Annotated in this window: 16 protein-coding genes and 1 pseudogene; 6 read left to right on the top strand and 11 right to left on the bottom strand. The window is 35.6% G+C overall.

The features are described from left to right. Positions 1–11: 11 nt before the first annotated feature. Positions 12–2,069 carry a catalase gene (locus tag IC621_RS12475; protein ID WP_191158646.1) on the bottom strand — a complete coding sequence of 686 codons (2,058 nt, stop codon included), beginning with the start codon at positions 2,067–2,069 and terminating at the stop codon, positions 12–14. A 626-nt stretch (positions 2,070–2,695) separates the two neighbouring features. Here IC621_RS12475 and IC621_RS12470 point away from each other — a divergent pair. The 3 genes from IC621_RS12470 to cotJC are packed head-to-tail and all read left to right on the top strand — an operon-like array spanning position 2,696 to position 3,792. Continuing rightward, complete coding sequence (locus tag IC621_RS12470; RefSeq protein WP_191158645.1) at positions 2,696–2,944, top strand: spore coat associated protein CotJA; 249 nt, start codon at positions 2,696–2,698, stop codon at positions 2,942–2,944. Further along, positions 2,937–3,200, top strand: coding sequence for a spore coat protein CotJB (locus tag IC621_RS12465; protein ID WP_191158644.1), 264 nt, complete (start codon positions 2,937–2,939; stop codon positions 3,198–3,200). The genes IC621_RS12470 and IC621_RS12465 overlap by 8 nt, the downstream gene beginning before the upstream one ends. A 22-nt stretch (positions 3,201–3,222) precedes the next feature. Then, entirely contained in the window at positions 3,223–3,792 is a 570-nt protein-coding gene (gene cotJC / locus IC621_RS12460) for a spore coat protein CotJC (RefSeq protein ID WP_191158643.1), read from the top strand. Between the two features lie 308 nt (positions 3,793–4,100). Here cotJC and IC621_RS12455 read toward each other — a convergent pair whose 3' ends face one another. Then, positions 4,101–4,442, bottom strand: a complete 342-nt coding sequence (locus tag IC621_RS12455; protein ID WP_191158642.1) for a general stress protein — start codon at positions 4,440–4,442, stop codon at positions 4,101–4,103. A gap of 507 nt (positions 4,443–4,949) precedes the next feature. Between IC621_RS12455 and IC621_RS12450 the strand changes: the two genes are divergently transcribed. Together IC621_RS12450 and IC621_RS12445 are read left to right on the top strand one after the other, a co-directional pair. Beyond that, entirely contained in the window at positions 4,950–5,606 is a 657-nt protein-coding gene (locus IC621_RS12450) for a CPBP family intramembrane glutamic endopeptidase (RefSeq protein WP_191158641.1), read from the top strand. A gap of 246 nt (positions 5,607–5,852) precedes the next feature. Beyond that, the gene (locus tag IC621_RS12445; RefSeq protein ID WP_191158640.1) at positions 5,853–6,455 is read left to right on the top strand and encodes a YczE/YyaS/YitT family protein; all 603 of its coding nucleotides are present in this window, start codon (positions 5,853–5,855) and stop codon (positions 6,453–6,455) included. A 184-nt stretch (positions 6,456–6,639) separates the two neighbouring features. Here the strand turns inward: IC621_RS12445 and IC621_RS12440 are convergent, their stop codons facing one another. From IC621_RS12440 to IC621_RS12420, 5 genes are all read right to left on the bottom strand, one after another. Further along, positions 6,640–8,265 (bottom strand): M4 family metallopeptidase, encoded by a 1,626-nt coding sequence (locus IC621_RS12440; protein ID WP_318153035.1) that lies wholly within the window; start codon positions 8,263–8,265, stop codon positions 6,640–6,642. Between the two features lie 282 nt (positions 8,266–8,547). Further along, positions 8,548–9,261: a class I SAM-dependent methyltransferase gene (locus IC621_RS12435; protein WP_396653015.1), complete on the bottom strand. Its 714-nt coding sequence runs from the start codon at positions 9,259–9,261 to the stop codon at positions 8,548–8,550. A 40-nt stretch (positions 9,262–9,301) separates the two neighbouring features. Further along, positions 9,302–9,784, bottom strand: coding sequence for a DinB family protein (locus tag IC621_RS12430; protein WP_224752496.1), 483 nt, complete (start codon positions 9,782–9,784; stop codon positions 9,302–9,304). Positions 9,785–9,971: 187 nt separating this feature from the next. Next, a complete protein-coding gene (locus IC621_RS12425) occupies positions 9,972–10,481 on the bottom strand; it encodes an RNA polymerase sigma factor (protein WP_191158637.1) in 510 nt (169 codons plus the stop codon). Positions 10,482–10,857: 376 nt separating this feature from the next. Then, positions 10,858–11,322, bottom strand: a complete 465-nt coding sequence (locus tag IC621_RS12420; protein ID WP_191158636.1) for a DUF523 domain-containing protein — start codon at positions 11,320–11,322, stop codon at positions 10,858–10,860. A gap of 211 nt (positions 11,323–11,533) precedes the next feature. On the opposite strand from IC621_RS12420, the pseudogene IC621_RS12415 reads away from it, so the two are divergent. After that, a pseudogene (locus tag IC621_RS12415) lies at positions 11,534–11,734 on the top strand (KGG domain-containing protein); the annotation flags it as partial. Between the two features lie 423 nt (positions 11,735–12,157). Here IC621_RS12415 and IC621_RS12410 read toward each other — a convergent pair. From IC621_RS12410 to IC621_RS12395, 4 genes are read right to left on the bottom strand one after another with little or no spacing between them, the layout of a single operon-like run. Next, the gene (locus IC621_RS12410; protein WP_191158634.1) at positions 12,158–12,607 is read right to left on the bottom strand and encodes a GNAT family N-acetyltransferase; all 450 of its coding nucleotides are present in this window, start codon (positions 12,605–12,607) and stop codon (positions 12,158–12,160) included. Between the two features lie 35 nt (positions 12,608–12,642). Continuing rightward, complete coding sequence (locus IC621_RS12405; protein WP_191158633.1) at positions 12,643–12,831, bottom strand: hypothetical protein; 189 nt, start codon at positions 12,829–12,831, stop codon at positions 12,643–12,645. 18 nt (positions 12,832–12,849) lie between these two features. Beyond that, entirely contained in the window at positions 12,850–13,584 is a 735-nt protein-coding gene (locus tag IC621_RS12400; RefSeq protein ID WP_191158632.1) for an ABC transporter permease, read from the bottom strand. Then, the gene (locus tag IC621_RS12395) at positions 13,565–14,497 is read right to left on the bottom strand and encodes an ABC transporter ATP-binding protein (RefSeq protein WP_191158631.1); all 933 of its coding nucleotides are present in this window, start codon (positions 14,495–14,497) and stop codon (positions 13,565–13,567) included. The genes IC621_RS12400 and IC621_RS12395 overlap by 20 nt, the downstream gene beginning before the upstream one ends. Positions 14,498–14,657: the final 160 nt, after the last annotated feature.

The following is a 14,657-nucleotide window of genomic DNA, read 5'->3' as shown; positions in this document are numbered from 1 at the left end:
TTTCTCAAAACTTAAATTTGTCTTGACCAATGACGATGCTGAGAAATGGCATCAATGAATTTTTTATGATGAGAATTCAAATTCGCTTGTTCTCTTGAGGTGACCACCCCTGGTCCATCTATCTGTATTCCTGCTGATGTAAGCAAATCGCAGCCCTCATTTACTGCTCCAATTGATTTAAAATGACTGTACGCTTCTTGAATAAAGTGCAGCGCCCCTCTTTCCTTTTTCAGAAGATCTATACTTTCCTTTCCGCCGGCCACATAAATCGCATCGAATAATACGGAATCACTTGTAAGGAATGTATGTGTCACTTCAAGCTCTTGACCCTCTGAGCTTTTAATCATTCCTAAATTATGACTGATAATTTCAGCAATGACCCCTTTCTTCTTTAAGTCTTCCATCACTTGATTTAATCCAGGATAGCTGAAACCATCTGCAGCTAAAACAGCCACTTTTCTTGTTTCAGGGATTTTAATCGTTTTCTCCTGACTCAATGCTGGTGAAGTAAGCTTTTCTACTGAATCGTCCATATTTTCAGGCGGCTTAGCGCCAACTCCAATAGCTACCTGTCTCGCAAGCTTGACATCTACTTGGCTGATTGTCTCCACTACCTGCTGCTGGACAGATTTACTCTTCACCTTTCCTACTTCAAAACAAAATGCTTTAATAATGTGCTGTTTCTCGGGATCAGTCATACTGTTCCAGAAAAGTTTAGCCTGGGAAAAGTGATCCTTAAAGCTTTCACTTCTCTGGCGGATTTTACGGCCCTCAACCTTTTCTTGATAATGAACATAGCCCCCTTCTTCCTCTGAAGCGGGTTGGGGATCATTATTTTGAAGAGAGTTTTTATGATAGGCAGCCTGCCCTTTATTAATGGTCATTCGATGGTATCCATCATTTTGATTGTTATGAAACGGGCAAACTGGACGGTTGATCGGAAGCTCATGGAAGTTAGGTCCTCCAAGCCTGATTAGCTGGGTATCTGTATATGAAAAAAGTCGTCCTTGAAGCAGCGGATCATTCGTAAAATCGATTCCCGGTACAACATTCCCTGGATGGAACGCAACCTGTTCAGTTTCAGAAAAAACGTTATCTTGATTACGATCTAATACCATTTTTCCAATCATTTTTACCGGAACCATTTCTTCCGGCCAAAGTTTAGTAGGATCTAAAATATCAAAATCAAATTTAAATTCTTCCTCTTCTTCAATCATCTGAATGCCCAGCTCGTATTCAGGATAATTTCCCATTTCAATAGATTCCCATAAATCACGGCGGTGAAAATCAGGATCCTTTCCTGCAATTTTTTGAGCTTCGTCCCAGACGAGGGAATGGACTCCAAGCTTTGGTTTCCAATGAAATTTTACGAAATGCGCTTTGCCTTGTTCATTTACAAATCGGAAGGTATGGACTCCAAATCCTTCCATCATTCGATAGCTTCGCGGAATCGCACGATCTGACATTGCCCACATGACCATATGAGCCGATTCTCTGTTGTTTGCAATAAAATCCCAAAACGTATCATGAGCTGAAGCAGCCTGCGGCATTTCATTATGAGGCTCTGGCTTTAAAGCATGAACCAAATCGGGGAATTTGATAGCATCCTGAATAAAGAAAACAGGGATATTATTACCTACTAGATCGTAATTTCCTTCCTCTGTATAAAACTTTGTCGCAAAACCCCTGACATCCCGAACAGTATCTCCTGAACCTTTCGAACCAGCAACTGTTGAAAAACGAACAAATACCGGAGTTTTAACGGACGGATCCTGAAGAAACTTCGCTTTTGTAAACGGCGCCATTGATTCATAAGGCTGGAAATACCCATGGGCGCCAAACCCTCTTGCGTGAACAACCCTTTCTGGAATTCTCTCATGATCGAAATGGGTCATCTTTTCCCTGAAATGAAAATCCTCCATCAGCGTTGGCCCACGGTCACCCGCTTTTAAAGAATGCTCATCCTCTGATACATGTAAACCTTGATTTGTTGTCATCTTCTTGCCCCGGTTATCTGCCCTATACTCTTCTAACTGCTTGTCCTTCCTATTTTCATCGTTATTATTCATGTCTCCAGCCTCCCAATCTATTATTTATAAAAATATCTCATATGTAACAGACATATATTATGTGATTACCACAGTGCTTTTCTAAATAAACCGACTTACATGAATATATTGACACTTATCTACTTTTGGTAGGTTGAATAGGCTAATTTCTTTATATATACTCTTTGACTAGTTATTTAGGATTTTTCGCTTAATTTCGGCCACATTTCAAACGATTTCTTCGTTCATACAATAACAAACGCTATTTGCTCTTGATCAACCACCCAAAATTCAAAAATTCATCTTCTGTTTTTCGTTTTTTTCCAATATATCTTCGAAATCTGGAAAATATCTACGATTTTTCACATTTATCTCCGAAAACAGTGGAGTTATCTTCGAAAATTTCAATATATCGATTATTTGACAAAAATCGACAAAAATGAATTCTTTTACAGGTTTCTTCCCTTCCAAAAAGTGAAAACGAAAAAAAATTCCGAAATTGTAAGAAAACCGCAAAGCCCGTCTTAAAGTTACAAGCATAAGCCAATCGGCTGCTTAATATCTCTTCATCTGTTTTTAAAGTGTAGAAATAATCTAAATATTAGTGAATATAATCATAGGAGAAATTATTTGGTGAGGTGTAAAAAATGAAAAACCAGCCCAAGACGTTCACAAAAGTAAAGTCGTACGTCCCTTTCCATAGTTCTTTTGATCCTTGTCCTCCAATCGGAAAAAAATATTACCGTACTCCCCCTAACCTGTATTTAGGCTTTCAGCCTCCAAATCTTAAACAGTTTTCTCCTTATGAGGCATTAAAAAAAGGAACATTATGGCAATTTTTTTATGATTACTATGAAAATCCTTATGAAGATGGGGGAGGTAATAGACATGAGTAAAGCTTTACCTCAAGAGTACTACAGCCATCTGGAGGAAATTCAAGCAGTGGATTTTGTACTGATTGAATTATCCCTTTATCTTGATACTCATCCTAATGATTCTCAAGCTATTCAGCAATACAACCAATATGCCCAGTACGGGAAACAAATTAAAGAAAAGTTCGAATCGAAATTTGGACCATTGGAACAAAGAAGTCTTAATCCATCAAATGAATCTTGGGCCTGGAAAAAAGGACCTTGGCCATGGCAAGTTTAATGAATAAAGGGGAGATATAGAAATGTGGACTTATGAAAAAAAGCTGCAATACCCTGTAAAAGTAAGCACCTGTAATCCTACTCTTGCAAAGTATTTAATAGAACAATATGGAGGGGCAGATGGGGAGCTGGCTGCTGCCCTTCGATACTTAAACCAGCGCTATACTATTCCAGACAAAGTGGTGGGGCTTTTAACAGATATCGGGACAGAGGAATTCGCTCACTTGGAAATGATTGCAACTATGGTTTATAAGTTAACAAAGGATGCGACCCCCCAGCAGTTAAAAGAAGCAGGACTAGGTGCTCATTACGCAAATCATGACGGGGCCTTGTTTTATCATAATGCGGCAGGTGCTCCATTTACTGCTACATACATTCAAGCAAAAGGCGACCCGATCGCTGATTTATATGAGGACATTGCCGCAGAGGAGAAAGCGAGAGCAACCTATCAATGGCTCATTGACATGTCCGATGATCCAGATATAAACGATTCCTTACGCTTTTTAAGAGAAAGAGAAATCATTCACTCCCAGCGCTTTAGAGAAGCAGTTGAAATTTTGAAGGATGAACGTGATCGCAAAAAAGTTTTCTGACGTTATTTAAATTGTAGAGAAGAGATTATCTTTAAGTTGGGTTGTTCTCTTCTCTTCCTTTATTGGTGGAAATATGGAATTTAGAGGATGAAGGGCTGAAAAAGCTTTTCTAAATAATCACTTCACAAATTAGAAAAGCGCAAGGCGCTAGTCCTGCGGCGACAAGTATAAGACGAGCCGGCAGAAAGGTTGTTCTTTAACCTTTTTGACAGATTGGCTTATTACCTGGAACCGATAGCGCCTGGAGCTGGACATCGAGAACTATCATTAATTTTGAAACGATAAAAAAAGGCCAATTTTACAAGGCCTTAAAACTTAACTTCATCTTGATTTGTTACCACTAGCAACGTTTTTCCCTTGTCTAATTCTTCTTCCAGCTGCTCAGCCTTAGATGAGTCAAAGCCTATCTCTTTCATTTTAGATCTTAATTTATCACCTTTACTCTTAAAAATATTTTTCACCGCCGTGCCTACTCCTGTCACATTAACCCCAATCTTATTGGCATCCGTTTCCTTTCTTGAACGTCTTACATGATCATTATCATGAGCGAGAATGTAAATATCCTCATCTCGAACACCATTGTTTCTAAGCTTATCAATTGATTCACTCAAATGTTCATCATTATGAAATATTTTAAACTTCGGTTTCAATTAGATCTCCTCCTCTTGATAATATAACTACCCACTTTAAAATAAATAAAACAATAGATTTGTTTACGAATGAATCGAAGAAAGCCCACTGCTTCAGCTGTGGGATGAAAGAGATCATTAACATAACTAATGAAGTATAGTGTCAATTCTTGTCTTTTCCTTATCAAGATAGTATAATAAAGGAAACGTATGTTCGATTTATACTTTCCTTATAGAAGAAACAGGTTCTAGGGTTACATTATCGCAACACTTTGACAGAATCACTCCTCTGGAAGAGGAGATCAAGGATTAAGAAATTGGATTGAAATGTTTGGCAATATACTTTTGGAAGGAATTATTGACGAGACTAAAGAATGATTAATAAGCAAGGTAGAAAATATCATGCGAGATAGATAGTATCAAAATGGAAGCTGGATGGCGGATTACAAAAAAAATTTAGCAAGGCTAAAATAAAACCATCCTTTTTGACATAAAAAAACCACTAATAGTTTTTTTGGGGGAGGCAGTATGTATAAAACAGCACTACTTTGTATAGGTCCTGCTCTCATGATTTTTATAGGCTTGCATTTATTCCACAGTGTGCCAGTCACATTTATGCTCTTTTATGGCTGGCTGCTGCTCATCCCTGTCATTTCATATATTCAAAACAAGAAAAAGCCTCATATTTTCAAAAAGTACTCATTATCATGGAAAGTAATTATGATAGGTTTAATTTCGGGTATTATTTGTCTTTTTACAATTTATGGACTTGCATCTATCCTATTAAACACTATTTTTGATTTAGTGATACTTCGGCAGCTTTTGGAGGATTGGGGGTTTAATGGCTCGTATATACTCGGTCTTATTTTTGTACTTATCTTCATTAATCCGGTTTTAGAGGAATTATATTGGAGAGAATTTATGCACCAACGATTAATAGTAGAGATAGGGCCTTTTCCTACAATTTTTATGACCTCTTTTTTTTACAGCTTGTATCATCTTCTCTCACTAATGCCAATGTTTAATTGGCCTTTTAACTTAATTGCCGTTCTTCCAGTATTTATTGCCGGTTTTCTGTGGGGCTATTTCAGATATAAATTAAAGTCGATTGCTGCTTCTATAATATGTCATACCTTAGCTGATTCGGGGATTGTTCTTGTTTATTTAAGTTACATAATGGAATAAGGAGGGGTAAACTTCAATGGAGGAAATCGTTGCTCGATGCCCGATACTCCTCTGTCTATGGGCAAACTGTGAGTCCTGAATCAGCAAGGAATTCTTGTTTCCAAATTTCTAAGGAAGTTTTTCGAATTACCCTTAAGGCACAAAACACAGAAAAGAGACTTAATAGAAGATTTCGTTGAAAGAATCCTTATACATTTTAAACTTATAAAATAATAGAGAAAAAGAATGATTGTAAAGGGTGTATCGATGGGGAAAAGAATATGGATTTATTTAATGGGATTAGCCGTAACTGCTTTGGGAATAGCATTAATCATTTTATCAGCCGCCGGGGCTGGACCTTTGGATACTATTTCAGTGGGTTTAACAAAACATTTTGGATTAACCATAGGCATCTGGTCCATTATTTCACAAGTGTTTTTAGCATTTTTGACCTGGATAATTGAAAGAAAAAGATTGCCAGTAGAGTCTTTTATACCGATCATCATCCGAAGCTGGTTTTTGGATGCTTGGATTTATATAGTATTTAACAATATTGATTTTTCAGCTTCATGGGAAATGCAGTGGTTAAGTTTTATGATTGGGGTCATTGCATTAGGCTTGGGAATCGGTATTTATATAGAGGCAAAATTCCCTAAAACACCTGTTGATGGGTTAATGATCGCTATACATAATAGATTTGGTTTGAGCCTTAGTATCTCAAGGATCATTATTGAAACAAGTGCCGTTCTAATAGGTTTTTTATTAGGCGGGCCAGTAGGACTTGGAACATTGATTGTGGCTTTAACGTTAGGAAGAATTATTCAAGCCTCTAATCATAGCATAAAAAAGATATCGAATATGTCGGTTTAAAAGAATGCATTATTCAAAACAGGCTTTATACACCCCTGGACAGTATCACTTTTAAATAGCAAAAACTAGGATTCACCGTTTAAGGGAAATCCTAGTTTTAAGAAACACTTATTCTTTTTTTAACTCTGCTTCTCCTGAAGCCTAAACCATAAGGTTTAACTGACCGTTAAAAGTGGGGTTAATTTTAGTTAACTCCTACATTACTCCAAGCAGAAGAGATTGCATTAGCTTCGGTTGACCCATAAAGATCTGTCGCAGATTGAATGAGCGCCTGTCGTGCTGAAGCAAAATCACTATTTGGTGTTAAATAGATTGTTAATGCACGATAGTAAATCTTTTCAGATTTAGCACGGCCGATAGCGTTAATTGTATAATAAGCTGCCTTGTTCGGTATTCCGCTATTGATATGAACGCCTCCGTAATCACCTTCCTCTGTGTTAGGAAGGGTTCTGTATTCATTCATATGATCCGGCTGATCATAAAGATTCGGATTTGACAAGCTTCTTAATGCATCACCTTCTCTGCCGGGTGTGTAAACATCTTCACCGATCATCCAATCATTAGGATCTAAGAAAAAGCCGAATACATCTGAGAACGATTCATTTAAGGCCCCAGGCTGAAATTCGTATACTAGATTTGCTGAGCTGTCTGTTACAGCATGAGTCAGTTCATGAGCAACAATATCAATAGCTCCTGATAAAGGGGCAAAAACCTTCCCATCTCCATCACCATAAATCATTTGATTTCCGATCCATGCTGCATTGTTATAATTAGTGTCAAAGTGAACTGTCGAAATAATATCAGAACCATTGCCATCATAGCTCACTCTGCCAAACTTATTGTAGTAGTAATCAAAAACTTTTCCAGCATAATGATGAGCATCTACTGCAGCTCTTTGGCTGGTTTCAGTAAATCTGTTATCTGAGTCTGTAATATCATAACCAGGCAAACTATTAAATCCGCCATTACGGTTATCTAACGTATAAATTCTACCATCCATCTGTTTTGTCGAATCTACTAAATAATAAGTATTATTTTCAAAATGAGTATTTAATGATTTTGAATCCCCAAGTACACCTGTACCTGAACCAGCAGCTTCTTTAACTTTATTTACAGATTTTAAAATTTTACCATTTTCAGCGTTTACCCAGATTTGCCAATTAGCAGGATAGGGCTCAGGGAATTGAAGCTGTATATGATAAGCAAGTGTATATGTACCATCATCATGATAAACGACTAAATCAGACTTTTCTGTTAAGGTATTTTTTTCAGCATCTACAGTTTTTAGATTTTTTGATGAATCTTTTCTGTCGACATCAATATGGGTCCAAGCAATAGATAAAGCCTTATTTTCAGACAATTTCTTGCTTTGCTCTAGCTTCTTTGGTGCATTCTCATGAAATTCACCATTTGTTGCAACAACATTGCCATTTTTGTCGGTATGTACAATTACCTTTGCTTTAGAAATTGGCACATTTTGTATACTTGGTTGATAAACATAGTGTGTCATACCAAGGTCGTCTGTCTCTTTCTCTAAAAGAACTAGGTTAGAATCCGGGTCTACACCAAAAACCTCTTGATTGATTTTCAAAAAGCTTTTCACATCTTTTTCTGACTTTACTTTATCAGAAGTAAGTATTCCCCTTAAGAACGTCTTATTGTCCTGCTTCCATTCAACTTTTACTTCCGGGTTTAATTTAAATACTGCATCTAGTGTTTGACCATAAGCTGTTCCAGTACCAGTGCCAACTAATATAGCACTGAAGGACAATATACCTATAACAGTTTTCCAATTCTTCTTTTTTATCACAAAATTCCTCCCAAACTATTATTCTAGTAAATTAATTTGTTTTTTTATAATAATCGGAATTTTATTAAAAAGGAAGAAATAAATAGAAAAATGTCTTAAATTGATAGAATACGCCTAATAAAAGGAATATATTTTAGATTTAATAGTTTAAAAGATAGAGCACAAAAGAAACATATTTTATTTGATGTATGAAGAGTCACACACTTTTCTAAATAAGCTGAAAAAGCCCCCAAATTTCTTTAGATCAACCTAAAAAACTTACACTTCCAGTTAGATAATTCTTTAATTTCTAACCCTTGCTTGAATGATTAAAAAATGAGGATTTGTCATTAAATAATGATAAGAGTCTGGATTTTTTTCTTTAAATGCTTCTTCTGGTTGGGGTTCGATTAATTTCTCAATCGAAAAAAAATGAGAGGTCACGGAAATGATATCCTGCAGAGCTCTCCTATAAAATTGTACATCAATTGTTATACCCGGTTTATTCCACTTATCTATTAAAAGGTTTTTTTGAAAGTAATTATCACAATTAAACCTAGTAAAATCCATAAAAGGATGATGAGTCGAAAATAAAAACATCCCATTCGGCTTTAAAACTCTTTGAAATTCGGTGAAAGTATTTTCCCAATCTTTTAAGTAATGAAGGGTTAATGAACTAACAATGATATCAAACTCATGATCTGGAAATGGTAAAGCTTTTTCTAAGTCATGACATAGAACAGCTGCTTTCCCCTTTAGTCTTCGCTTTGCTGTGTTTATCATTTCTTTACTTATATCAATACCAGTAACATTTGCTCCTCGATCAGCCAATGCTTCTGAATACCAACCAGCAGAACATCCTGCATCTAAAACACGAACTCCGCTCAATCGCTCAGGAATTTGTTTCATCATTGCCGGCCGTTCATAGTCGGCATTAAAAGGGCTGTCCATATCGATGTCTTTTTCATAGGTTTTAGCTAATAAATTATATGTTTCTGTTGTAGACTTAGACAGTATGTATTCCCCCTCATCATTGTATTATGGAAGCAACAATATCCTACTGCTCTAAAAACCATTTACGAAGCTGATTGATATGGGCCTGATGATATCTATTATGGTCAGCGATATGCCATAGCCCCCATTGTACTGTTGCTTTTTTTCCCCCTTCATACTCTACTGTCTTTTTCAAATCATTGTCTGTCAAGCAAAAGCAGAGACCCTTAAGCATATGAAAGATTTCATCATAATCGTTTAATAGTTTTTCTAAAGAAATTCCTTTGATTAAAGGAATCTGATTATTTTCATCAACCATTGGTCCATATTTTTCGTTAAGAGACTTTGGCATTGGTTCATTCTTGATTCGATATATCCAATTAAGATCGACAAAAGCTAAATGTCTTAATAGTTGTGCTGTACTATTGTAGATATGATTTGGCCCTTTATAATCTAATTCTTCCTGATCCATATCTTTTACAATTGATTTAAGACGGTGAAAATTACCCTCAACCATTGAATACAGCATCCCTGCTATAGGATCCATTTTCTGCTCCCCTATTAGATCCAATATCATATTACTCACCTCTAAAAATGATTATCGACCCAGTTTTTAAAAGTTGAATTGGGTCTAAAGAATCCGTTTAAGTTCATAGGATGTACTTACTTCCTTCTAAATATTTATATTGATATGAGACTATCAAATTCTTAATAGAAACATAACTGTTGCATTGTTAACCATTGATTTTCTGATAATGAGCATATTCCTTTATGAATTCCTGTCTTGCCCGGTGAAGAATGGTTTTGGTTGAGCTGACTTTTAATTGAAAAAGCTCCGCTATTTCTGTCAATTTTAACCCTACAGTATATTTTAAAAGAAGAAATTGCTTGTGTCTTGGTTTAAGCTTATTAAGAATGCTATGTATATCTTGTGATTCCTCACTTTTTAAAGTCGAGGCTTCAGGAGTTTGTTCTTCTATCCATCTATTAATCTCATGCTTAAGCAAAATCTTCCTTTGCTTATCATAATTTCTGCGAGTATCGTAAAATTGATTTAATGCCACCTTAAAAAACCAAGCGTTCACATTCCTAATCTCGTTAGACTGTTCTTGTGAAAGAAACCGATAAATGGTCTCCTGGATAATATCTTCAGCATCATGTTTACTTGCTCCTTTTTGTAAAAGATATCTATAAATAAATTTTAAGTACTCACTCATCTCGTCATTCAAAGCATAATGTTTCATGCAAACCTCCTTGTATAACTAAATCCCATTAGAGGGAATTTCTACATCATTACTTGACTAGATCATTCATGGAAACTATCATTTATCTATCTTTTCTTTATATTTCTCTTAATGATGAGAAGGGTTATCCCTTAATAGTGGGATAAATTGTAATTAAGTGTAATTTTACACTCTATTATCGTTATTTACATGGGGAAATAGTACCTTATTTATTTGGGGTATTCTTTTTTGTTTTTTCTATTGTAGAAGGTTCTATGAATTATGCTGCTCGTTAAGATAAGGATTGCTAAAATCGAGTTTTTCTCATTCACTAAATTACCTCACTATCTAAGTCGTTTAAGAATCTTAAGAATAGAAATAACGTCATCCAATATGGCTAGCTCAATAGTTTAAGCTTTGCCAATTCCTTCTCTGAGATAACTTTAAAACCTTCATTTGTTAACAAGGCAGAGGTAACACCCTCTCCAGGAATTTTTTCATTTTGAAAATTGCCATTGTAAATCATTTGGGACCCGCATGATGGGCTTGCCTCTTTTAATACTATGTATGTTGCATTCAAATCTTTTGCCATCTTCAACGTTTGATAGGCACCTTTTATATAAAGGTCTGTTACGTTTTTTCCAGACTTTTCAACAACTTTTGCTGTCCCATTTAACACATCTATTCCAGTACCACCGATAATTTCTGCTGGTTCCCTTGGAGTAGAAAAGCCCCCTAATAACTCTGGGCAAACCATGGTCGCTTTCTTTTGGTTAACTAATTGTTGGATGGTATTTTCCAAGCTGTCAGTACCATTATATCGGCATTTTATCCCCGCAAGACAAGAACTAACTAGAATCATATTTGATTACTCCTCAAGTATAAAAAATTTCTTTTAAAGGGTTGGATTGTTTTAAATAAAATCCCTCGTTCAACTTGTAATCTCACACCTTTAGACTATTATACCAGCAACCAAGCAAGGAGGAGAAAACTACTATTTTTAGAAAATAACGTTTAATAGAATGAGAGGGAGGTAGTTTAAAAGTACTGCACTAAAAAAGGAGGAATTAAAAATGGCACAAAACAATAACAATGATAACAAAATGAGTCGTGAGGAAGCTGGAAGAAAAGGCGGAGAAAAAACAAGAGAAAATCACGATAAAGAATTCTACCAGGAAATCGGTGAAAAAGGTGGAGAGCAAACTAGAAAAAATCACGATAAGGATTTCTACCGTGAAATTGGATCTAAGGGCGGACGCCAAAGCGGTAATAACGACAATAACTCATAAAGAGAAGGGAAGAACTGATGGACCAGTTCTTCCTTTTTTGTGTTTAAGCAGATTAAAGTATTAACGCATGAAAGTTTGTTATCATTGTCCAGCTCAGGCGGACAGGTCGTCCTAGTGCCGGCAGGCATAAGGACGTGACGCCTTTGCCGGCCAGGCCCCATCGGTCCTTAGCTCATAAGCCAATCCCTGCCGGCTCGCCCGAATGCTGGTCGCCGAAGGACTAGCGCCCCTGAGCTTTTCGTTCTTAACAGAACTTTTAAGTTCCTTTAGTTATTGAGGGATGAAAGTGAGCTTCTATTGTCCAAGAAGTCCCTCTAGCTCACAAGTCGATCTTTAATACCTCTCTGTCATGGAGGTCTTGTTTTTGCCCTAGGTTAGTTGCCGATTCCTTCATTTCTTGAGTGAAAATTATATTTTTTCCAATAAAGTTATATATACCGCTTGAGCAACTTCAATGTCCTTTACTTCTTTAAAGCCAAAGCTTTTGTATAGTTTTTTTGCTGGCAGATTTTTTGCCCCAGTACTTACAACTGCTTTTTTATCTTTCACCATATTCATCATCACAAAAGCGACTAGTTTCCTAGCAATTCCTTTTCGAAAATGACTAGGATGAACAACCAACCTGCAAATTTCAATTGCAATATGATTTTCAGTATAGGAAATAAAGCCGGCCAACTCATCTTCCAGCATAAATCCAAGGAACTTTTCCTTAGAATTCATTATAGTTCCAGGTGTATCTTTTAATTGAGGGATCCCATGGAAATTAATCATTTCTGCCTCAACCTTATAGGCTGGTATTTGTACATTCAGTATTTTTTCTGCCATTTCTGCATTGTTAACATTTAAGCTTTTTATCATGCTTTTTCCTCCTCAGGGCCAAAACCATTAAACGATCAATTACTGATAAATAGAAAACCAGCAAAAGTGATGACATATAAGAGAAAGATTCCGAACATTGTTTGCGTGGATTTGTTAGATAGTTTAAATGCTTCTCCTAAGCCGCCGCTTAATACCTTCGCAATAAATATAATAACGGAAATTCCTAATGATGCCATTGAAATTAAAAATAAAATCTGTTCCAAATCGAACGCCTCCTTTAATTAAAAAACCCTTACTTTCTTAGAATAAAGATAAAGCCCCAGAAGTGATATGGATACGTATGCTGCTAATATCACTGCCCCTCCTGTTTGCAGGCCGATCTCTGAATACCCCATTGAGCTGATATATGTTTGAATACTTATTCGGTATATATAGGAGAATGGGAAAATAATCGAAAGATCTGCACCTAAAAGAACTGTCATGATAAAAAATGAAGCAACTCCTAATATCATCACTACTACAATGTTTTTAGTCATAAATGCCACTAATCCAGCAATTGGAATAATCAACAAACTTAAAACTGTAAAAATCATTGATGTGAGGAAAAGTGTCAATAACTCTGAAAATAATATATCGTTTTTAAAAACCAGCCATAAAGTAGTTAAATGGATGATGTGATTGACGAAAGAAATGCCAAACAATAAAAAATAGATTGCTAAAATTTTAGAAATGATGAGTTGAAATTTGTTATAGGGATATGCCATCCAATTTAATACCGTTTTATTTTTAAATTCGATATTAAAATAGAATCCTGAAAAGATGAAAATGACAGTAGGAAGAAGCACGGCATATTGGTTGTAAACAAACATATAGTATTTTTCCCAATCAAACTCGATATCCATGAAAAACAAACCCATTGTATTAACAATGTACGGGAAAAAGCCAAAGAGCAAGACAAGATAAACTGATTTTAATCTTTTTAATTTCATAAATTCATTACGCACTAATAAATTCATTCGTCTTCACCTTTGCAATTAATTTTAAATAGAGATCTTCTAAAGAAAGAACTTTCACTTCCATTTCATTGTAAGAAACACTATAATTCTTTAGTTCCTTACTTAATTTTTCTGGATTTAAAGCAGAAATAAATTCGTTATATGCTTTACCGCTTGTTAGAACATGTTCAGATATTTTATCTATTAAAGCTCTGTCTAAATGTTTTACAGGGAATTTATATAAGAAGATTTCTTGAGTTCTTTTCAAGGATTTAGATTCAAAAACAACTTCCCCGTTATTCATAATAATCAGTTCATCTGCCATCAAATTAATTTCACTCAACAGATGACTGGACACTATAACTGTTACCTCTCTATCTTTTACAATCCTTAGCAGCATTTCCCTAACCTCTTTAATCCCTTGAGGATCCAGACCGTTCGTCGGTTCATCCAACAGTAGAAGTTTAGGATGATGGGCAATGGCTCTACCTATCCCCAGTCGCTGCTTCATGCCAAGTGATGTTTGTGAAAAAAGCTTATCCTTATGCTCATGCAGCCCCACATCAAGCAATACTTTGACTATTTCCTCTTTGGAGTAATCCAATTTTAAGTATTTTAAATGCAGCTCGATATTTTCATATAAAGTTAAATTATCATAAAAACCTGGAAACTCAATGATACTTCCAATCGAATGTATGGCACTCATATTAGAACTTTTATATAAGTCATGATGATCAAAAGCAATCGACCCTTTTGTAGGTGGAAAAACCCCCAGCAGAACCTTTAATAATGTAGTTTTCCCCGCACCATTTGGACCTAATAGACCATAAATTTTCCCCTTTTCAAAAGATAAATGAATATCTTTTAAAATTGCTTTTTTTCCAACTGACACATGAACATTTTCTGCTTGTAATAATGGTTCTAATTGTCGCATTACTTCAGGCTCCCTTCTGTTTGATTTATAATCAGTATAAATTTCTACATTTAAAACAAATAAAGATTCAGTTTAAAAATAGGTTAAAAAGGATTTTTTTACTCAATACGTTTTTCATGGTTCCTTTTAACAAACAAAAAAAAGCCGGTTATAGCAATCG

This window comes from Metabacillus arenae (genome assembly GCF_014773385.1).
Taxonomy (GTDB): Bacteria; Bacillota; Bacilli; order Bacillales; family Bacillaceae; genus Metabacillus_D; species Metabacillus_D arenae.
The sequence above is the reverse complement of the archived record's forward strand: the minus strand, read 5'-3'. Positions and strand labels throughout refer to the sequence as shown.

What these genes read in the sequence shown, in the direction of transcription:
- IC621_RS12430 (WP_224752496.1), bottom strand. Translation starts at nt 9,784, where the DNA reads ATGGATCCTATAGCAGGGATGCTGTATTCAATGGTTGAGGGTAATTTT.
- IC621_RS12450 (WP_191158641.1), top strand. Translation starts at nt 4,950, where the DNA reads ATGTATAAAACAGCACTACTTTGTATAGGTCCTGCTCTCATGATTTTT.
- IC621_RS12425 (WP_191158637.1), bottom strand. Translation starts at nt 10,481, where the DNA reads ATGAAACATTATGCTTTGAATGACGAGATGAGTGAGTACTTAAAATTT.
- IC621_RS12465 (WP_191158644.1), top strand. Translation starts at nt 2,937, where the DNA reads ATGAGTAAAGCTTTACCTCAAGAGTACTACAGCCATCTGGAGGAAATT.
- IC621_RS12410 (WP_191158634.1), bottom strand. Translation starts at nt 12,607, where the DNA reads ATGATAAAAAGCTTAAATGTTAACAATGCAGAAATGGCAGAAAAAATA.
- cotJC (WP_191158643.1), top strand. Translation starts at nt 3,223, where the DNA reads ATGTGGACTTATGAAAAAAAGCTGCAATACCCTGTAAAAGTAAGCACC.
- IC621_RS12395 (WP_191158631.1), bottom strand. Translation starts at nt 14,497, where the DNA reads ATGCGACAATTAGAACCATTATTACAAGCAGAAAATGTTCATGTGTCA.
- IC621_RS12445 (WP_191158640.1), top strand. Translation starts at nt 5,853, where the DNA reads ATGGGGAAAAGAATATGGATTTATTTAATGGGATTAGCCGTAACTGCT.
- IC621_RS12400 (WP_191158632.1), bottom strand. Translation starts at nt 13,584, where the DNA reads ATGAATTTATTAGTGCGTAATGAATTTATGAAATTAAAAAGATTAAAA.
- IC621_RS12420 (WP_191158636.1), bottom strand. Translation starts at nt 11,322, where the DNA reads ATGATTCTAGTTAGTTCTTGTCTTGCGGGGATAAAATGCCGATATAAT.
- IC621_RS12470 (WP_191158645.1), top strand. Translation starts at nt 2,696, where the DNA reads ATGAAAAACCAGCCCAAGACGTTCACAAAAGTAAAGTCGTACGTCCCT.
- IC621_RS12475 (WP_191158646.1), bottom strand. Translation starts at nt 2,069, where the DNA reads ATGAATAATAACGATGAAAATAGGAAGGACAAGCAGTTAGAAGAGTAT.